Raw genomic sequence first — 19,704 nt, 5'->3', positions numbered from 1 at the left:
GTATTTGCCGGTGGCGTTTGTCGACGATGATCGGGCACTGGCAAAAGCGGTTATCCAGGGGGTGAATGTTTATAGCACCGATATGATCGAGACGTTGATTGAACGTTTCGAGATTAAAAAGATCTTGTTGGCGATGCCGAGTGCATCGCGCAGTGTCAGACAAGCGGTGATCAACCGGCTGGAACAGTGTCCTTGTGAGGTATTGTCGATACCTGGCATGGCCGATCTGGTAGCGGGTCAGGCCCATATCGATGAATTGAAAGAAGTCAGTATTGAAGATCTGTTAGGGCGTGATGCGGTTGCCCCTATCCCTGAATTGCTCAATGCCAATATATCGGGTAAACGGGTGATGGTGACGGGAGCCGGTGGTTCTATCGGATCTGAATTGTGTCGCCAGATCATTCGTTGCAAGCCCTCACAACTGGTGTTGTTTGAGCTGTCGGAATACGGTCTGTATGCCATCGATAACGAGATCAATGAAATTAACCAGACTGAAGGGTTACAGGTTGAAATTGTGCCATTACTGGGGTCGGTGCAGCGGCAACATCGCTTGCAAACGGTGATGAGCACCTTCCAGATCCAGACGGTTTATCATGCTGCTGCCTATAAACATGTGCCATTAGTTGAGTACAACGTAGTTGAGGGGGTGCACAATAATGTGTTTGGCACTCTGTATTGCGCGCAGGCTGCGATTAGAGCCAAAGTTGAAACCTTTGTGCTGATTTCTACCGATAAGGCGGTGCGCCCCACCAACACCATGGGAACGACCAAGCGATTGGCTGAGCTGGTATTGCAAGCCTTGGCGGCTGCGCAAAGTCAAACTCGTTTTTGTATGGTGCGTTTTGGTAATGTATTGGGATCTTCCGGCTCGGTGGTGCCGTTATTTCGCCAGCAAATTCGCGATGGCGGCCCATTGACGGTGACACATCCCGACATCATTCGTTATTTCATGACTATTCCTGAAGCATCACAACTGGTTATTCAGGCCGGTTCGATGGGGCAGGGCGGAGATGTGTTTGTCTTGGATATGGGGGCACCGGTCAAGATCATTGACTTGGCTCACCGAATGATTCGCTTGAGTGGCCTCAAGCTCAAGAGCGAGGTTTATCCTGGTGGTGATATTGAGGTGAAGATCACCGGGCTGCGTCCGGGTGAAAAATTGTTTGAAGAATTATTGATTGGTGAACAGGTTGAGGGTACTGCCCACCCCCGGATCATGAAAGCCTCCGAGTTGATGTTGCCATGGCCGCAATTGCGGGCTTTTTTGACCGAGCTGGATAGCGCCTGTTTCCGCTTTGATCATGAACAGATCCGCAGCCTGCTGCTAAGCATGCCGACCGGTTTTAACCCAACTGATGGAATCTGTGATCTGGTGTGGATGGCAAAAACCACGCTGCATCATGAGCCGCATTTAACCGTGGTCGATGAGATTGATTTTCTCAATTCGGAAAGTCATCAGCCTTTTCATTAATGTGCTTGGCAGGAAGGCATCTAATATGGTTGTCTGCGAAAGGTTAACAGGATGCATTGGCAGAGGAGGGGGTCTCTCTTGCCTATAAACTCTGACCACTCCAATCAAGGGTAAGCTGGTACAGGTGATCACCGGCACCATCTTCGATGTGGTGGTCGACTTATGGGAGGGGATCCCGACCCATGGTCAATGGGTTGGCTTGCAACTATAGGCGGAGGACTGCGGGCTGTGGATCCCTCTAGGATTCGCTCACGGATTCTATTTGCAGAGCGAATGGGCCCATGTGTTGTACAAATGCACCGACTATTATGTTCCCGAGTTGGAAGCGTCACTCAATTGGTCTGATCCTACGCTGGCTATTGCGCGGCCCCTCATGGACAATGTGCTATTAGTCTTGTCAGACAAAGATCGTCACGCCCCTTTTTGGAAGTAACTTCATCATCTTTAGAGCTCAGTATGAACAAACAGGTATTTGACAATTCAGATAGTAAGTTGCCTCAAGGTTGGCAAGCTTCTTCCGGCGACGAGATCGATCTGCGTGAGCTGATCTTGGTGCTATGGCGCCAGAAAATATTGATCCTGCTGATCGCAGGTGTGTTCGCCATTGCTGGGGTGGTCTATGCCCTACTGGCTCCTCAGGTTTGGGTTAGCCAAGCAGAGATCAAGCAGCCGACTCTCAAGGAGACAGAATCCCTTGAGCTTAATCTCAATCAGTTGATAAATGCCCAAATCCCTGTGACAGCCTTCACCGATTTTGAAAAAAAGTCACTCTACGGTGATTTTGTTAATAACTTCAATAGTTTGAATAACAAGCGTCAGTTCTTGATTGAACGCGGCTATCTCGAGATCGATGCTGCCAAAGGCGGGGCAACAGAACCGAAACAGAAGCGTCAATTGCTCAAGAAGATGGCAGAAGGTATCAATGCCCAAGCTCTGGATAAGTTGAGTGAGGAGGTTACTCTCTCCTTTGCAGCAGATTCGGCAGAGGAAGCCAAGTTGCGTCTGGAGCAATATATCGCCTTCATCCAGCAGCAGGAGTCGGCGGCCAAGGGCAAGGAGCTCAACACCATCTGGCAGAACCGGATCAAGACGTTGGAAACTCAGTTTGAGAGTGCCAAAATGGATACCCTCAAACAACTGCAAGACGATATATTGCGTACCGAATATAGCTTGCGTATTACTCAAGCTGCGGGGATAGAGGCTCCGGTGCAAAACCTGCAGAGTCAGGGTAGCCTGAACATTGATCTTGGCGCTCGTGCCTTGGCCGAAAAGCTCAAGATCCTCAAGGAGATCAAGAACCCTGAATTCTTGAATCCGGCGCTGAGCGCCCTGCGTTTGCAGCTGAGCAGCCTTCAGGCCATCAAGCTCGAGGAACAGCCGTTCCAGTCCTTCGCCTACCAGGCTTCACCTAGCGAGCCACTCTCCCGCGACAAGCCCAAGCGCCCGCTGGTCGTGGTGTTGGCTACGCTGCTCGGTGGCATGCTGGGGGTCGGTATTGTGCTGGTACGTCATGCGTTTCGGAGATCAGAACAGGTATAGTGTTCATCTATGAGCGAAAGGGGGCATCAGCCCCCTTTTCTTTTTTGAGGCGAAGAGTGATGGCAGGGTCGGTATGGGCGTGAGGGGCTGGGGAAGATGATGGAGACGGCAAGGATTTTTAGTGTGATCAGCGTGCTGTACTGGCTGCTGGGCATGCATTTCTTCATGCACAACCCGGGCGGATCCGGGCTCTATCTGCCGTTCAATGCCTGGGGCTGGGTCTTCGCTAGTCTGGTGATGGGGCTCGGGCTCTGGCAGGTGACGCGGCGGCAGACGTTGGTTGTCTCCCCTCTGATGATGGGGCTGTGGTTGGGGGGCATGTTGTTGCTGCTGCCCATGGCGTATCCGGGGTTCGAGCTCAAGGATTACGCCATTCCACGGTTGCTGGGGCTGTTTGCCGGCCTGCTGTTTCTGAGTTGTCTCTACCAATGGCGATGGGCGAGTCAGACGCGAGATAAGCTGCTGTACCTGTTATTGGGAGCAGTTTCTATTGAAGCTATTCTCGGCTTGGTGCAGTTCTATCTGCTGACGCCGGGCAACTGGATAGGCTACGACACTCGGGTCAACCGCCCTTATGGCATCTTCCAGCAACCCAATGTGATGGCGAGCTTTATGGCGACCGGGCTGGCCTTGGCCATCTGGCTGGAAATGCGTGCCGACGCCCATCCTTGGCTGAGGGGACTGCGTTACGGGGTTATCCTGGCGGCGTGCGTGCTTCTGGTGGGACTGCAATCGCGGGTGGGTCAGCTTGGCGGCCTGCTGGCTCTGCTCCTGCTCGTGCCACAACTTCGTCGTCAACGGCAACTGGGCCGAGTATTGGGGCTGGTTGTACTGGGTACAGCGCTGGGTCTGGTATCTCAATATGGGATGAGTGGCGCCAAGCGCGGGCTGGAGATCTATCAATCCGGTGGCATGCGTTCCATCTACTGGCCCTACGCCGCCAAGCTGATTGGGGAGGCGCCCTGGACAGGTTGGGGCTACGGCAGCTTCGAACCCATTTTCCTGCAGCACTATATGGCCGACAAGGCGTTGAACCCGGCTATGGTGCAGATCGAATACAACCTTGACCACCCTCACAACGAGTTTCTCTACTGGGCGGTGGAAGGGGGGCTTGCTCCCATGCTCGGTATGTTGATCATGGCGGGTGCCTTGCTGTGGCGATTGAGCAAAGCCGGCTGGCATCGGGGGTTGGCCTTGCTGGCACTGGTGACGCCCATCTTGCTGCACACCCAGACCGAGTACCCCTTCTATCATGCCATCGCCCTGTGGTGGGCCCTGCTGCTGCTCCTTTATGTGCTGGATGCGGAAGTGGAGGAGGGGAAACAAACCTTGGGTCATGCGAGCTGGCGGGAATATGTCTATCGTCCCTGGCTGCTGTTGCGATTCCTGGCCATCGCCATTCCCTTGGCGGTGGTGCCCTTCATGCTGACCGCCATTCACACCGCCTGGGTGGTGACCAAGTATGAGCGCGGCGGCTACAAGCAGCCGACCCTGCTGCTGGAGGTCGTCAACCCCATGGCCTGGTTGACCCGAGTGGAGTTTGACGTGAATGCGGTACGCCTGATGGTGGGCCTGCAGGCCAACAACAAGGAGGAGCTCGAGGCCTACCTCGACTGGGGCAAAGAGTTCGTGCGTCACACCCCGCGTGCCAACATCTACGCCAACATGGTGATCGCCCTCAATGCGTTGGGACGAACGGAGGAGGCCAACCGTCTGCGTACCCAGGCGCTGGCACTCTATCCGGGTGAGCCCTTGCTCACCGCCTCGGCGGCCAAGTCGGTGGCGGCGACCCTGGAGCGCAAGCCTTCCTCCTGATGGCATCGCAGACCCGCTTTGTTTCATAACGGCCGCTTTGCGGCCGTTATCATTTCCATCTCAGGCAAGCTTGCAGTCAGCTTTAGCGGTGTAGTCTCGTTGGAAAATGGCGAGGGCTCTCAATGATCTACGAGCCATTCATCAGCCAGTTGCCCGGATCAAAGGGCATTCATTCTTCATCGGAGTCGACATCGTGAAAAGAATCGCATTCATCGCCGCCAGCCTGCTCATCCTGACCACCTCGTCCGCCATGGCCGGTACCAGTGCCAAGGTCGAATACGGCACAGTGCAGGAGAGCCGCCTCGTCGGCACACCGAGCACCTCCTCTCACCAGCAGGGGAACCGGCCACTGCGCACCATAGGGGCAGCGGCCCTGGGGGCTGCCGCAGGCAGCCAGTTTGGAGGTGGCTCGGGTCAGACCATAGCGACAGTAACGGGGGCCATCGCCGGGGCCGAGGTATCGCGTCGTCGCCAGGGGGATCAGGGGTCGGCTGCGACCGGGCAATCGGTCGAGCTGCTGATCAAGACCGAGGCCGGGACACTGCTCAATGTCGTACAGGAGAGCGATCCCAAGCTCAGCTTCAACAAGGGGGACAGAGTGCGCATCCTGACCTCGGGGACTGATACCCAGGTCGACAAGACCCTCTAGGTTGGGATCTCAGCTCGGACGTGAGATGCATCCTGCCGCCGCGATGCCTGGCGAGTCGCACCCAGGATAGGCGGCACTCTGGCTTTGTCGCCAGACCCAAGTCGCTGGCTGGCTTCGATTGGGTTGCGTTATGCCAGGGCGCCCCGACCTGAACTGTGCGATGTTTCATCAAGGGTTTGATTGGCTCGCAAAAATGCGGTTCAGTGCTGGACGCACGGAGTGCCTTGGCTAAGATAACCGCCTTAACGTTTGGCAAGGGAGATTGAAATGGAGTTAGTACTAGGCCCGCTGGAGGCTCGCGTGATCGGCTGTCTGATAGAGAAAGAGATCTGCACGCCGGATCAGTACCCTCTCTCTCTCAATGCGCTGGTCAATGCCTGCAACCAGAAGAGCAATCGCGAACCCGTGCTGGAGCTCTCCGAGCTGGACATCCGCGCCGTCATCGACGAGCTGATCCGTCGCCGTCTGGTGGTCAATACCGCCGGCTTCAACGCGCGGGTGCCTCGCTATCAGCATCGCTTCTGCAACACCGAATTTGGCGAGCTGAAGTTCAGCGCCCAGGAACTCGGCATCATCTGCGAGCTGCTGCTGCGTGGTCCGCAGACGCCGGGTGAGCTGCGCTCGCGCACCAACCGGCTGTGCAGCTTCGATGATGTGACCCAGGTGGATGCCGTGCTGGCCAGGCTCGCCGAGCAGGGCCCCTATGTGGTCAAGCTGCCGCGCGAACCGGGCAAGCGGGAATCCCGCTACGCCCACCTGTTCAGCGGTGAGATAGATCTGCAGGCCCTGGCCGAGGCGGCCCCCGTCAGCCACCAGGCTTCTCCCGCCGCCGATCGCCTGAGTATGCTGGAGGACGAGGTCGAGGCCCTCAAGGCGCAGTTGCAGGCGCTGGAAGCGCGACTGGCCGAGTTGGAAGGCTAAGCCCTTCGCCTGCTCATCCCACTGTGGACCTCATGAAACAAGGCGCTGCGGCGCCTTTATATTGTCATTTCGCCGCATTTTCCCGCCATTTCTCCGCATTTAACCCTCGTTGTCCCTCTTCCGCCCCCTCGTCGCTCCGGGTCATAACATGAGGCTGCCCGCTTTTTTTGTACTAATTCGCGGTTAAGGGTCGAGCCGCCGGCGCTTTCCCGTTAAAATTCCGCCTTTGCACCTGCCCGTGAGTTCTGATGTCAGCCTTCACTCTCTCTTCGGATTGCTATGCCCTGCTTGGCGAACTGCAATTGCAGCGCACCGCCAGCCCTCGCTATTTGCTCGATATGCTGCCGGTGCCGCTGTCGTTGCAGGCGCTGATCGACAAGCTGAACCAGCTGCAACAGCAGGGGTTGGTGCGGCTGCGCGGGGAGCAGCAGTGGAGCCTGACGGCGGAGGGAAGCCTGACCCTGATCCTGGCGGTACGGGCAGGGCAGTGCCCCATGCCTGACTGGACGCGGGTGCCATCGGTCACCGGTCAGGAGATGGCACAGGCCCTGGTGCGCGAACTCTGTCTGGGGAAGGCGGGTCAGATCCCGGCCTATTACCAGAGTGCCGAGCTGCTGAGCCTGCTGGACTTGCCCGACGCCCATCGCCTGTTGCCGGACGCGAGCCCGGCTTGGCAGCAACTGCTGCTGGAGCATTTTGCCCTGCAGACCCTGCTCGACGCCGAACCTGAGTCAGGCTGGTCGCTGGCACAGCCCACTGCCGCCTGCGCCCCCGAGCTCGCGAGCCAGGTCCATGGGCTGGCCACCGAGTGGGAGTGGCTCTGTGGCCCGCTCGCCGGCGAGGTAACCACTCACTGGCCGGCCTTGCAACAGCTGGCTGAGCGGGGCGGGGAACAACCCCTGGCCGAGCGCCTGCTCGGCGCGCTGGGGCAATGGCAGCAAGAGGAGGGGCGAGCGCCCTGGCCGCGGATGTTCAGTGCCCTGCTCTGGCTCGGCTGGTTGCAGCAAGCCGACCCTGTGCTCGCCAGCGAGCAGCGCAAGAAGTGGCAACGCAGCCTCGGTAATCAGTGCCCGCTGCTTGCCGATCTGCTGGCGCAGTGGGCCGGTGATCGCCATGGGCAGGCGGTCGGGCTGTTCGATACCCTGCAATTACCGCTGGAGGAGTTGCATTGGGGCTATCTCTGGCTCGATCTCTGCACCCTGGCGCGCCATGGGGAGCAGAGCCCTCAGGTGGCGATCTTGCACAAGTGGGATCTCTCCCATGTGCTGGAGGCCACTCCCCGTCATCGCCTGATGGCCTTCTGCCAGGATCTGCTGCGGCTGTTGCTTGGGCTGGGAGCCGAGCACCTCCCGCTGCAGCAGCTGCGCGCCCCCCAGGATCCCGATGCGAGCGACGAGTCGGACGATGAAGACAACACTCCCGCCTCGGCCAGCTGGCTGAACTGGCTGCAGGGGCTGGGGCGCTCCAGCGGCGTGCGCAAGGCGCAGGAGCGGCTGGTGTGGCTGCTCCATGCGGAAGGGCCCGAGTTGGAGTGCAAGATCCAGAAACAGAGCACCAAGGGGGAGTGGACCGCCGGTCGCCGGGTCGATCCGGCCCTGCTCTCCACCCAGTATGCCGCCTTGCTCGACGAGGCAGACTGGGCGCTGGTGCGCACCCTGCCAAGGGGAATGAGCAAGTTGCCGCGAGATGCCTGGGCGCCGCTCGCGAGCCACCCCCGCCTGTTCAATGCCAAGGGGCAGAAGCTGCAACTGGCCATCAGTGCGCCCTTGCTGCAGATAGTGGCGACCGAACAGAATTCAGAGACACCGGGCATGAGCGCCGTGTTGAGCCCGGCCGCCGCCGCTCGTGGGGCACACATAGTGCCGCTGGCGCAGGACTTGTGGCAGCTCATCCTGACGCCGCAAGCCCTGCTGGACAAATTGCCGGCGCTGGAATCCATCCCGCAGCTGCCCGAGGCCGGCTTGGCTGAGCTGCAGCGCACCCTGGACGCCATCCCCGATCTGCCCTGGCACAGCCAGGTGGCGGGGCTCAAGGGCAATGCCGAGCTGGCTCCCTGGCCGGGCGTCGCCGCGGTGCAGCTCGATTGGCAGGACAGCCAGCTGGTGGTGCAACTGGTGACCCGACAGGGGGAGCTGCCACCCTTGCCGCTCGGCAAAGGTGAGGCCATCGTCCGCCAGGGGGTCAGGGACTATCACTACTGGCAGCGGGATCTGCTCGCCGAGAAGGGTGAGGCCCAGCGCCTGCGCAACCAGCTGCCCATCGGGCTGCCGGGCAACGAATGGAAGCTGGAGGGTGAGCAGGCGCTGACCCTGGTCAACTCCCTGCCCGAGCTGGTGGAGGCCGGAGTGGTCATTCACTGGCATCAGGACAGCGCGCGGCTCAAGAGCCTCGACGAGGCCGCCCTGAGTCTTCGCATCGAGCGGCGCCAGGACTGGTTCCAGGTGGAGGGGGCACTGGCGCTGGATGAGCACCAGATCCTCGACCTGCGCCTGATCCTGCGCCAGCTCACCCCAGGTCAGCGCACCGTCCAGCTCGACGAGAAGACCAGCCTGATGCTGAGCGACAAGCTGGTGGAGCGCCTCACCATGCTCGGCGCCATGCTGGACACCGAGCAACGCATCAACAACAAGCTGGCCTATCCCCTGGCCCGGCTGCTGTCGGCGGTCACCACCGCCGGGGATGACGCCTGGCAGTCGCTGCAACAGGAGTGGCAACAGGAGGTGGAGTGCGCGCCCGAGCTGCTGACGGCGCTGCGGGACTATCAGAAAGAGGGGGTGCGCTGGATGGCGACCCTGGCCCATCACGGTTTCGGCGCCTGCCTGGCCGACGACATGGGCCTCGGCAAGACGCTGCAGGCGCTGATGGTGCTGCGCATGCGCCAGCATCTGGGCCCGGCGCTGGTGGTGGTGCCCAAGTCAGTGGTCACCAACTGGCAGGAGGAGGTCGCACGCTTCGCCCCCGAGCTGGAGGTGGTGGTGTTTGAGAACCCCGCCGAGCGGGAGGCACTGATCCAGGAGGCCAGGGCCGGCCAGATCATCCTGGTCAACTACGGCATGCTCGGCAGCCTGGCCCAGGCACTCAAGTCCCGTCGCTGGGCGAGCATGGTGCTGGATGAGGCGCAGCAGATCAAGAATGCCGGCACCCAGCGTGCCAAGCTGCTGTTCCAGCTCGACGGCGATTTTCGCCTCGCCCTGTCCGGCACCCCCATCGAGAACCATCTGGGGGAGCTGTGGAGCCTGTTCACCTTCATCAACCCGGGCCTGCTCGGCAGTCTCGGCGAATTCAAGCGTCGCTTCGGCAAGGCGGTCAAGGATCCCCAGCACATGGCGTTGCTGCGGGCGGTGATCAGCCCCTTCATCCTGCGCCGCCTCAAGCAGCAGGTGCTGACCGAGCTGCCGGACAAGACCGAGATCATCCATCACATCAGCCTCTCCCCCGAGGAGCGCCAGCTCTACGAGGCGACCCGGCGTGAAGTGGTGCAGCAGGTGCAGAGCGCCGATGGCCGCGCCCTGATGCACGTGCTGAGCGGCCTGACCCGGCTGCGCCGGCTCTGTTGCTCGCCAGCGCTGGTGATGCCAGAGTGGAACCAGACCAGCAGCAAGCTGGATGAGGCCATGGCGCTGCTGGAGGAGGCCATCGACGGCGGTCATCGGGTGCTGGTGTTCAGCCAGTTCGTGGATCTCTTGAGCCTGCTGCGCGCGCGCATCGAGCTCAAAAAATGGGACTACTGCTATCTGGATGGCGGCTGCTCCGCCAAGTCGCGCCAGGAGTCTATCCTGCGGTTCCGCCACGACCCCGTGCCGCTGTTCCTCATCAGCCTCAAGGCGGGCGGTACCGGCCTCAACCTGACTCAGGCCGATACCGTGCTGCACCTGGATCCCTGGTGGAACCCGGCGGTGGAAGATCAGGCGAGCGATCGGGCGCACCGCATGGGCCAGACCCAGCCGGTGACAGTCTATCGACTGGTGTGCGAGCAGACGGTGGAGGAGAAGATAGTGGCGCTGCACGACGAGAAGCGGGCCTTGGCCGATGGCCTGCTGAGTGGCCAGTCCGAGGTGCGTGGCCTGGACGTGGAGAGCCTGCGCGCCCTGCTGATGGGGTGACAGCGGCAACCACTGCTCGTGCATTCGTCCAGGCAGGGGATCGTCATCATGGCGATCCCCTTGTCATTTGAGAGGGGTGACCCCGTTGCCGGCAGGATGGCTAGCCGCAACCCGGTGGCGTCAGCCCCCGTGGGGGGAGGCTACCCCTGATAGCGGTAGAGGTGCAGCCGCTCTATGATGGCTTCGCCCCCTATCTTGCGATCCCGCCGCGCCTGGCGCAGCTTGGGGGGGTAGTGACCGAGGTGGGTGACGCTCGGCTGGGTATCCGAGCAGAGCAACAGCGGCAGGCTTGCCTTGAGCTGCTGCTTGCGCGGCTCCCTGTCCTGCCACAGCAGGTTGATCATGGGGTGGGTCTTGACCGGCCGCCGGATCCGCAGCTCAACGTCGGCGGGCAGGCGACGAATGTCGTACACCTCCTGATCCACCATCTTGCTCCACTCCTCGTTGTCCGACAGCGCCGGAATATAGCGGCGGCTGCGCTCCAGCATCTCCAGTACCTGCTTCCGGCTGAGGCGGCTGATACTCTGCTTGTCCGCCCAGGTGAAGCCCAGGGAATGCAGCTCTCCTTCCAGCAGCGTCAGCTTGCGGTAGACCTGCAGCGTGATGACCCCGGGCAGCGCCTGGTGCACCAGCTCGAACTTCTCGTCCCGTCCGCCGGCGGCCTGCACCATGGCCTTGAAGGCAAGCTTGTGGCCGTTGATCTCGTCAATCAGCGGGGCGAGCCGTCCGGCGCTGGCGGCGGGGAAGCGCAACCAGCCCGGCAGCCGATGGGTGGCCTTGGTGGAGCAGCCGGGGCGGGCGCTGTGATCCTGATAGGCCCTGAGGGTGGCAGCCAGCGCGGCTTCGCCGCCCAGATAACCCACCTCGATGGCCTCGATGGGATCGTGCTCCTCCCCCAATGGCACCGCGGGGAGGGGATAGACATGGGCCTCCAGCAGCTCGAGTTGACCGAGCTGCCCGGCGAGGCGAGCCAGTGCATCTTCCAGGGTGGTCATCTGCTGGCGCAGGGCGGCACTGGGGGTAAAGGTATCCATCGGCATATCCTGTGGTCGACCCCGCTGCTTGCCCGTGATGGGCGACGCCGGGGCGGGCTAAACTACTGTATAAATAACCATACCAGCATGCTACAGGGGCGCCAAGTGCCGCTTTGATCGGCCTCCTGGGCGAAGGGCAAATGCGATAGCCATTTGAGTGTTTTTGTTTTGTATCTATTTGTTAAATAAGGATCAAAAAAAGATCGCATGATTAACAACTGGCTGTAAACCTCAGGTTGTCAACGGGATCGCCGGATCCGGTGACTGCATACCTAATTTGAGAAAGTGCATAGTTAGAAGTACGCCATGCAGCAGAAAATGCTGCAGGGGGAATATGCGGAATAACACATGGCCATTGTTGTTCAAAATCAATGGGTTGATGTTTTTGTGATGCGGTTATTCGCCATTAGTTTTACTAATGTCTTGTATCAAAATTCGTCAATTGAGACGCTCCCTCTGCCTGACTAAGCTTTGCGCAACTGATTTGAACCTTGTGCAGAACCTTCAGAGGAGCCATCCCATGGCCAACATGACGTATACCGAAGCCGGTTACCAGCATTCCAGCCAATCGAATCTGATGGCTCGCGTGAAAACGACTGTCCTGACCTGGCTGGAACGCAGCCGCAGCCGTCGCCAGCTCTCCGAGCTGCCTTCCTACCTGCTCAAAGACATCGGCCTGAACGAAGCCGACCGCTATCAAGAGACCACCAAGCCGTTCTGGCGTGGTTGATCGACCGGGCATGGATGCCTCGTTTTTCTGCCGATAGTCCTTGTATTGCCGCCGCTCACTGCCGGCCCTGTTTCTCCTCGTTTAGCCCGTTTGAATGCCCCTTCTTGCTTGCTGCCCCCATTACGTCATTTGTCATCGCCTGTTGTCACATTTGTATCCTTACTGTTTGAATTTGTTTAAAAACTGATTTTAAGCCCGAGCGCCTTGCGTATAATCCGCATTGTCTGACATCGACAAGTGTGAACCGACAAGAGGGTGAGATGGATGATTCCCCAGCATGACTTTTTGGCCCTGACCCGCCGCCACGAGTGGCAACTCGAGCCTTTCTCCTATGCGCTGCCAAACGGTGACAAGGTGAGCGTGTGGGACACGGGTGTGCTCTGCCTGGAGCCCGCCAGTGGCGCGGGCGATCAACCGGGCGGGCGCAAGGACATAGTGCTCTCCTGCGGCATCCACGGTAACGAGACGGCGCCCATCGAGATCTGCAACCAGTTGCTGACCAGGCTACTCAGCGGTGAGTTGCAGGCCCGCCATCGGGTGCTGTTCCTGTTTGGCAACCCGGCCGCCATGAATCTCGGGTTGCGGGAGGTGGAGGAGAACATGAACCGCCTCTTCAGCGGCGCCCACAGCAAGGGGGAGGGGCTGTGCAACCGGGAGCGGATCCGCGCCATGCGCCTCGAGCAGTATGTGAGCCGCTTCTTCGCCGACTCCGCGAGGCCCCGCTACCACTACGATCTGCACACCGCCATCCGCGGCTCGCGCCACGAGAAGTTTGCGGTCTATCCCTTCCCCCACGAGCGGCCCCACTGCAAGGAGCAGGTGCAGTTCCTCGGCGCCTGCGGGGTGCGCACCATACTGCTCTCCGCCGGGCCGACCACCACCTTCAGCTATTACAGCTCCCATCGCCACGACGCTCATGCCTTTACGGTGGAGCTTGGCAAGGTACGCCCCTTTGGTGAGAACGACATGACCCGCTTCATCGAGGCTCGCCAGGCACTGCAGGAGCTGGTGACCCGGGACGAGATGGTGCTGGAGCCCTGGCGGGCGGACGACTTCACCCTGTTTGCCATCGATCGGGTGATCAACAAGCGCTCGGCGCAGTTCCGTTTCCTGTTTGCCAGCGACGTGGACAATTTCACCGAGTTTCCCCAGGGGTTTGTGCTGGCGGAGGACGGGGATCGGCAGTACAGGGTAGAGAAACCGCGGGAGGCGGTGGTCTTCCCCAATGCCAACGTGGCCATAGGCCAGCGTACCATGCTGCTGGTGGTGCCGACCCGGCTCTGGGAGTGAGCTGAGCCCGTTTTTGCCCGCCAGACCGGCGCCCCTGGCGGCCGAGGAGGCAGAACACATAATGGGAATGATCTCGTACCCATCCTGACAGGGAGCCCGAAAGGGCTCCCTTCTTCGTTCCTGCTCGCCGAAAATCCCATCTTCTTTCCGAAATTAAAGAAGTTTCTACTGGTCTAACCTGACGAAATCCCATTGCTATAAAGTTAACATGTTGTTTACATTTTGAGGGTCACCTCATGGTGGTGACGTTGACAACGGCAAGGAGCCAGTTATGACCCATGTCGACATCCCTTTCCTTCGTTACCTCGATGAGGAGGGGCGCCCGGTCGCGACACTGCCGACCTGGCTGGACAAGGCGACTCTGCACACCTTCTACCGCAACATGGTGATGGTGCGCAGCTATGACAAGAAAGCGATAGCGCTGCAGCGAACCGGCAAACTCGGCACCTTCCCCTCTCATCTGGGGGCGGAAGCGGTGGGGATTGGGGTCGGGCTCGCCATGCGGCCAGAGGATGTCTACGTACCCTATTACCGGGACATGCCGACCCTCTATGTGAGGGGCGTGCCCATGGAGCAAAACCTGCAATATTGGGGCGGGGATGAGCGGGGTAGTGTTTTCTACAAGTCAGATGGCGAATTATCGGAAGATTTACCTATCTGTGTGCCCATCGCTACCCAGATCACCCACGCCGCCGGCATCGCGGCTGCCTTCAAGCTGCGCAACCAGCCGAGAGTCGCCGTGGTTACCATCGGCGATGGCGGCACCTCCAAGGGGGATTTCCTCGAGGGGCTCAACTGCGCCGGTGTCTGGCACCTGCCCATGGTGATGATCATCAACAACAACCAGTGGGCCATCTCGGTGCCGCGCAAGCTGCAGACCAGCGCCCCCACACTGGCCCAGAAGGGCATAGGGGCCGGCGTGCGCAGCCTGCAGGTCGATGGCAACGACGTGGTGGCCGTCTATGAGGCGACCCGTGCCGCCATGGAGCGGGCCCGCAGCGGCAAGGGGCCGACCCTGATCGAGGCGGTCAGCTACCGGCTCGGGGATCACACCACCGCCGATGACGCCACCCGCTATCGGGAATCCGCCGAGGTGGAGGCCGCCTGGGCCAAGGAGCCGGTCAAGCGACTGCGCCAGTTCATGGCTGAGCAGGGCTGGTGGGACGAGCAGCAGGAGCAGGCCTTGCTGGTGGAAGCCGGCCGGGAAGTTGAGCGCGCCGTCGCCGCCTACGAGGGCATGGCGCCCCAGGCGCCGGAGACCTTGCTGGATTACCAGTTCGCCGAGCTGCCGAGGGACTATCGTGCCCAGCGCCAGCGCATCATCGCCAAGGGGATGCAGGCCCAGGGCGGGGAGAAACACCATGAGTGACATGAGATTGGACCGCGAGCAGCCATGGGCGCTTGGCGAGGTGGTGGCTGGTTTCGGGGAGGTAGCATGAGCGAAATAACGCTGCTTGAAGCGATCAACCTGGCGCTGCATCACGAGATGGAGCGAGACCCCGACGTGGTGGTGCTCGGCGAGGATGTGGGGGTCAACGGCGGGGTGTTTCGCGCCACCGTGGGCCTGCGCGACAAGTTCGGCTTCAAGCGGGTGATAGACACCCCGCTCGCCGAGGGGCTGATCGCCGGGGTGGCGGTCGGCATGGCCACCCAGGGACTCAAGCCCGTGGCCGAGTTCCAGTTCCAGGGCTTCATCTTCCCCGGCATGGAGCAGATCATCTGCCAGGCGGCGCGGATGCGCAATCGCACCCGTGGTCGGCTCTCCTGTCCTCTCGTCTACCGCTCTCCCTATGGCGCCGGCATCCATTCGCCGGAGCACCACAGCGAGAGCGTGGAGGCGTTGTTCGCCCATATTCCCGGGCTGCGAGTGGTGATCCCCTCCAGCCCCAAGCGGGCATACGGCCTGCTGCTCTCCGCCATCCGCGACCCGGATCCCGTGATGTTCTTCGAGCCGGATCGCATCTACCGCTCCATGAAATCGGACGTGGTGGATGACGGTATCGGCCTGCCGCTCGACGTCTGCTTTACCCTCAGACCCGGGCGGGATCTCACCATAGTCGCCTGGGGCGCTTGTATTCAGGAGGTGATGCGGGCCGCCACCCAGCTGGCGGAGGTGGACATCCAGTGCGAGGTGCTGGACTTGGCCACCATCAAGCCGCTCGACATGGAGAGCATCCTCACCTCGGTACGCAAGACAGGTCGTCTGCTGGTGGTGCACGAGGCCTGTGGCAGCTTCGGGGTTGGCGCCGAGATAGTGGCGCGGGTCACCGAGGAGGCGCTGACCTCCCTCAAGGCGCCGCCGAAACGGCTCACCGGGGTGGACGCGGCCGTGCCCTACTATCGCAACGAAGAGTATTACCTCATCACCGAGCAGGATATCGCGGATGCGGCTCACCAGCTGATGGAGAAAAATTGGCTATGACCTTGTTCACATATTGGCGGTTGAACGATCGCGCAGACGACAGGCATGGAATTTTTCAACGTGCGGTGATTTCCCAGCGGATGGAGAACGGGTCATGAAATTTTTCAAATTACCGGATCTGGGCGAAGGCTTGGCCGAGGCCGAGATAGTGGAATGGAAAGTCAGCGCCGGCGATACGGTGCAGGTGGATCAAGTGCTGCTGTCGGTGGAAACCGCCAAGGCGCTGGTGGATGTGCCCTCGCCGGTGGCCGGGGTCATCGCTCGTCTGTGCGGCCAGGAGGGGGATATCCTCCACATCGGCGCCCCCCTGGTGGAGTTTGAAGGGGGAGAGGATGACGGTACTGTGGTAGGCAAGGTCAGCGCCCATCAGCAGCATATCGAGGATCACTTCGTGGTCGGGGCTATGGCCCCCGGCGACAGCCTGGTGCAGGCCATGCCCGCGGTGCGGTTGCTGGCGCAAAAACTCGGCCTCGACATCGACAAGATCAAGGGCAGTGGCAGCGCCGGCATGGTGACCGAGCCGGATGTGCAAGCAGCCTTCGAGGCGATGCAAAGCAGTGGCAACGAGTTTCTCAAGGGATCTCGCCGTGCCATGGCCAAGGCGATGGAGCTGTCTCACAAGACAGTGGTGCCGGTCAGCCTGACCGACGAGGTGGATCTGAGGCACTGGCGTGCCGATGAAGATGTGACCGTGCGTCTCATCAAGGCCATCGGAGTGGCGTGCCGCGCCGAGCCCTCCATGAACGCCTGGTTCGACGGGGATACTCTCTCAAGACGTCTATTCCAGGAGGTCAACGTGGCCATCGCCGTCGACTCCAAACACGGCCTCTATGTGCCGGTGATGGAGAACGTGGCCGAGCGGGAGCGGGCGGATATCCGCCAGGGGCTGGACCGGATGATCGCCGACGTGAAGGCCCGCGCCGTGCCGCGGGAGATGTTGCAAGGGGCGACCATCACGCTGACCAACTTCGGCGCCATCGCGGGCCGCTACGCCAGCCCCATAGTGACGCCGCCTCAGGTGGCCATTATTGGCGCGGGCAAGTTGTTCGAGAAAGTGGTGTTCATCCACGGGGAGGCGAGACCAGTACGGGCCCTGCCATTGTCGATGACTTTTGACCACAGGGCCTGCACCGGCGGGGAGGCCGCACGCTTCCTCAAAGCCCTGGTTCAGGCACTGGAATCTGCGGACGTATAAACGACGGTGCCCTGCGGTTGGCAGGGCACAAATTTGTTTGCGTAATCGACAAAGGCACGTATAATCCTAGGCAGCTTGAAAGGGCGATAGTTATGTCAATGAAGACGATGTTCTACATTTTCTCCTGTTGTCTATAAGTAGTCCCGTTTTTGAGCTTTATCCGCTGAAAAGCATAAGTAATTTTTTTGAATACAGGTTAAAGATATGTCTAACATGATCACCGGTACCGTTAAGTTTTTCAACGAAACCAAAGGTTTTGGCTTCATCCAGCAAGAAAACGGCCCGGACGTTTTCGTTCACTTCAGCGCTATCGGCGGTAACGGCTTCCGTACCCTGGCTGAAGGTCAGCGCGTACAGTTCTCCGTGACCCAAGGTCAGAAAGGCCCGCAGGCTGAGAACGTAACTGCTCTGTAATTCTTACAGAATTTAAGAAAGCCGTGGTGCCTCTGGTACCACGGCTTTTTGTTTATGGCATATTCTTAAACCTCTTTTATCCATCACGCCAATCCTCATGATCTCATCACTGCTGTTGACCGCATCCTTGCTCGGCCTTGCCGACGCTCCCGCATCGGATCCCGTGGCGAGTCAGGCCGTTACCGTCTGTCAGCAGTTCGTGCAGGTGCGTCTGGGGAAGATGGAATTGCCTGATGAGATCAAGGCTCAGCCGGTGGCAAAGCGGGCGGGGGAGTGGTTGATCGATGGCAAGATAAAAGGACCCGAAGGTCCTTTGTTGTTCGCTTGTCTGCTGCGACAAGGTAAACGCTGGGAACTGCTCAACTTCTCGCTCTGGGCGCCGCAGGAAATCAACTCGGCTTGAGCGCTACCAGCAGATGATGGAGATGTTCGAGCATGGTCATGCCGAAGGGGGTCAGATAGCCACCATCGGCGGCACTGATGAGGCCCTGTTGATGCATCCGCTCTGCCGCCTGGCACAGCCCTTCAGACATGTCGCTGCGTAATTTGATCCCCTGACTCATGTTGGCCGGATCAAAGCATGCCAGTATTTTCAGCTCATTTACAAAATCGTCAGAAACCTGGTCGATCCCACTCATGGATGCACTCCTTACGCTAAAGATGTATGCAAACTAGCATTCCCGATTTTACTTTAGTGCGCGCTGGCTCAAACTATTGGGCTTTGTACGGACTGGCTGAGTGCGAACGCTGCTTTTTTGGCCTCAGTTCCCAGGCCGGGTAAGCGTGACGGGCGCAATCCGTGGGCCGGTAAACATGATAGAATAGCTTCTATTTTGTCTTTTCGGCCAGGTACGATCCCGGTCTTCCAGCTCAAGGCGCCTCTTATGATCACTGTGACTCTGGTCTCTCTGCTGCACTCCCTTGCTCCCCGTTTCCCTGTTTATGCTCCCTCTCTGCTGCTGCCCCTGCTCGATGCACATCGAGGGGATCTTTGGCTGCCTGGCATCAAAGGGGAAGACATGACGCGCCTGCGCCAGCATGCCAAGGGGGGGAGTGCGCAGATACTGGCGTCGCTCGCAGCGGGATGGTGCGATTTCGCGGCTGGCAACGAGGGCAAGACACCCGAACTGGACGCGCTGGAAAGTTACGATGACGAGATGATGGACAACCTGCTGATGTATTGGAGCCATCCAGCCAAGATCAACAGCCCGATCACCGATAACCTGTTCGAGCTGCGCCGTGAGGTGGTGGATGAGGCCCACGGTAGCAAGCTGGCGAGCGCCTGGCAGGAGCAGCAGCAGGCACGCTTCGAGCAGATCATGCAAGGCGTGCAGGCCGGTCGGGATCAGCTCTGCTTCGTGGAGGTGGAGTCCGCCTACTGGCTGCGCCAGCGTCTGAGTGAGACGCCCGGGATTACCCTCATCGCCCCGACGCTGGGTTGAACCCGCCAGACGATAACGTGCTCATGCTGGACAAGCCGTCGGCAAGATGTGAACATGTCGCCCTTTATTGAACGAGAGACTTGACCAATGAGCTATGAACTTAGCGACACCGAGCGCAATGCCGCGCTGCAACTGAACGCCGACTACCGCTTTGATCACTTCATCAGCAAGCTGGTCGAGCACGAAGAGCTGTTTGTCCTGACCGACGAACATGGCGTCATGATGCTGACCACCGAAGACGAAGACTGCATCCCTGTGTGGCCGCACCCTGAGTATGCCAAGGCCTGGGCCGAAGGCGAGTGGGCCGACTGCAAGCCGCAATCCATCACCCTCAAGGTGTGGCTGGAGCGCTGGGTCGATGGCATGGAGCAAGACGAGCTCTGCGTCGCCGTGTTCCCGACCCCGGATCAGGAAGGCATAGTGCTGGAGCCGGCCGACGTCGCCGACGCCATCGCTCAGAAGCAGGCCAAGCGCGGCTAATCCCCCGCCTCTGTATCTGCTGTCGTGAAAAGACCCCGCCAAGCCGCGGGGTCTTTTGTTTTCAGGCATCTCTCTTTTCGTACAAGAGACCCCGTCCGACATGGCGCGGGGTCTTTTGTTTTCAGGCATCTCTCTTTTCGTACAAGAGACCCCGTCCGACATGGCGCGGGGTCTTTTGTTTTCAGGCATCTCTCTTTTC

Annotated in this window: 17 protein-coding genes and 1 pseudogene; 16 read left to right on the top strand and 2 right to left on the bottom strand. The window is 60.0% G+C overall.

Annotated features, from left to right (window positions below; genetic code table 11):
- From LG30_RS0109785 to LG30_RS0109760, 7 genes and pseudogenes are all read left to right on the top strand, one after another.
- The coding region (locus LG30_RS0109785; RefSeq protein ID WP_033130524.1) for a polysaccharide biosynthesis protein at window positions 1-1,471 on the top strand (1,471 nt) is incomplete at its 5' end.
- 91 nt (window positions 1,472-1,562) lie between these two features.
- Window positions 1,563-1,904, top strand: a pseudogene (locus LG30_RS22720) (dTDP-4-dehydrorhamnose 3,5-epimerase family protein).
- A gap of 23 nt (window positions 1,905-1,927) precedes the next feature.
- On the top strand, window positions 1,928-3,010 hold the full coding sequence (locus LG30_RS0109780) for an LPS O-antigen chain length determinant protein WzzB (RefSeq protein ID WP_238566412.1): 1,083 nt from the start codon (window positions 1,928-1,930) through the stop codon (window positions 3,008-3,010).
- A 99-nt stretch (window positions 3,011-3,109) separates the two neighbouring features.
- Window positions 3,110-4,825: a PglL family O-oligosaccharyltransferase gene (locus tag LG30_RS0109775; RefSeq protein WP_033130522.1), complete on the top strand. Its 1,716-nt coding sequence runs from the start codon at window positions 3,110-3,112 to the stop codon at window positions 4,823-4,825.
- Window positions 4,826-5,018: 193 nt separating this feature from the next.
- On the top strand, window positions 5,019-5,474 hold the full coding sequence (locus LG30_RS0109770; protein ID WP_033130521.1) for a glycine zipper 2TM domain-containing protein: 456 nt from the start codon (window positions 5,019-5,021) through the stop codon (window positions 5,472-5,474).
- A 267-nt stretch (window positions 5,475-5,741) separates the two neighbouring features.
- Window positions 5,742-6,395, top strand: coding sequence for a YceH family protein (locus LG30_RS0109765; protein WP_033130520.1), 654 nt, complete (start codon window positions 5,742-5,744; stop codon window positions 6,393-6,395).
- 248 nt (window positions 6,396-6,643) lie between these two features.
- Window positions 6,644-10,498, top strand: coding sequence for a DEAD/DEAH box helicase (locus LG30_RS0109760; RefSeq protein WP_033130519.1), 3,855 nt, complete (start codon window positions 6,644-6,646; stop codon window positions 10,496-10,498).
- 140 nt (window positions 10,499-10,638) lie between these two features.
- Here the strand turns inward: LG30_RS0109760 and LG30_RS0109755 are convergent, their stop codons facing one another.
- The gene (locus LG30_RS0109755) at window positions 10,639-11,532 is read right to left on the bottom strand and encodes a DNA replication terminus site-binding protein (RefSeq protein WP_033130518.1); all 894 of its coding nucleotides are present in this window, start codon (window positions 11,530-11,532) and stop codon (window positions 10,639-10,641) included.
- Window positions 11,533-12,052: 520 nt separating this feature from the next.
- On the opposite strand from LG30_RS0109755, the gene LG30_RS0109750 reads away from it, so the two are divergent.
- The 7 genes from LG30_RS0109750 (at window position 12,053) to LG30_RS0109720 (ending at window position 17,986) form a co-directional block, all read left to right on the top strand.
- Window positions 12,053-12,262, top strand: coding sequence for a DUF1127 domain-containing protein (locus tag LG30_RS0109750; RefSeq protein WP_033130517.1), 210 nt, complete (start codon window positions 12,053-12,055; stop codon window positions 12,260-12,262).
- Between the two features lie 264 nt (window positions 12,263-12,526).
- Entirely contained in the window at window positions 12,527-13,552 is a 1,026-nt protein-coding gene (astE, locus tag LG30_RS0109745) for a succinylglutamate desuccinylase (RefSeq protein WP_033130516.1), read from the top strand.
- A gap of 271 nt (window positions 13,553-13,823) precedes the next feature.
- On the top strand, window positions 13,824-14,921 hold the full coding sequence (gene pdhA / locus LG30_RS0109740) for a pyruvate dehydrogenase (acetyl-transferring) E1 component subunit alpha (protein WP_033130515.1): 1,098 nt from the start codon (window positions 13,824-13,826) through the stop codon (window positions 14,919-14,921).
- Window positions 14,922-14,987: 66 nt separating this feature from the next.
- Entirely contained in the window at window positions 14,988-15,974 is a 987-nt protein-coding gene (locus LG30_RS0109735; RefSeq protein ID WP_033130514.1) for an alpha-ketoacid dehydrogenase subunit beta, read from the top strand.
- 94 nt (window positions 15,975-16,068) lie between these two features.
- Window positions 16,069-17,169 carry a dihydrolipoamide acetyltransferase family protein gene (locus LG30_RS0109730; RefSeq protein ID WP_033130513.1) on the top strand — a complete coding sequence of 367 codons (1,101 nt, stop codon included), beginning with the start codon at window positions 16,069-16,071 and terminating at the stop codon, window positions 17,167-17,169.
- A 204-nt stretch (window positions 17,170-17,373) separates the two neighbouring features.
- Window positions 17,374-17,583, top strand: coding sequence for a cold-shock protein (locus tag LG30_RS0109725; RefSeq protein WP_033130512.1), 210 nt, complete (start codon window positions 17,374-17,376; stop codon window positions 17,581-17,583).
- A 97-nt stretch (window positions 17,584-17,680) separates the two neighbouring features.
- Window positions 17,681-17,986 (top strand): hypothetical protein, encoded by a 306-nt coding sequence (locus tag LG30_RS0109720; RefSeq protein WP_033130511.1) that lies wholly within the window; start codon window positions 17,681-17,683, stop codon window positions 17,984-17,986.
- On the opposite strand, the gene LG30_RS0109715 is transcribed toward LG30_RS0109720, so the two are convergent.
- Window positions 17,973-18,221, bottom strand: coding sequence for a TIGR02647 family protein (locus LG30_RS0109715; RefSeq protein WP_033130510.1), 249 nt, complete (start codon window positions 18,219-18,221; stop codon window positions 17,973-17,975). The genes LG30_RS0109720 and LG30_RS0109715 overlap by 14 nt on opposite strands.
- Window positions 18,222-18,467: 246 nt before the next feature.
- On the opposite strand from LG30_RS0109715, the gene LG30_RS0109710 reads away from it, so the two are divergent.
- Together LG30_RS0109710 and LG30_RS0109705 are read left to right on the top strand one after the other, a co-directional pair.
- Window positions 18,468-19,025 carry a hypothetical protein gene (locus LG30_RS0109710; RefSeq protein ID WP_033130509.1) on the top strand — a complete coding sequence of 186 codons (558 nt, stop codon included), beginning with the start codon at window positions 18,468-18,470 and terminating at the stop codon, window positions 19,023-19,025.
- An 87-nt stretch (window positions 19,026-19,112) separates the two neighbouring features.
- The gene (locus tag LG30_RS0109705; RefSeq protein ID WP_033130508.1) at window positions 19,113-19,505 is read left to right on the top strand and encodes a DUF2750 domain-containing protein; all 393 of its coding nucleotides are present in this window, start codon (window positions 19,113-19,115) and stop codon (window positions 19,503-19,505) included.
- Window positions 19,506-19,704: the final 199 nt, after the last annotated feature.

Origin of the sequence: Aeromonas aquatica, from assembly GCF_000764655.1 — a bacterium.
Taxonomy (GTDB): Bacteria; Pseudomonadota; Gammaproteobacteria; order Enterobacterales; family Aeromonadaceae; genus Aeromonas; species Aeromonas aquatica.
This window is presented reverse-complemented; position numbering and strand designations above follow the sequence as displayed.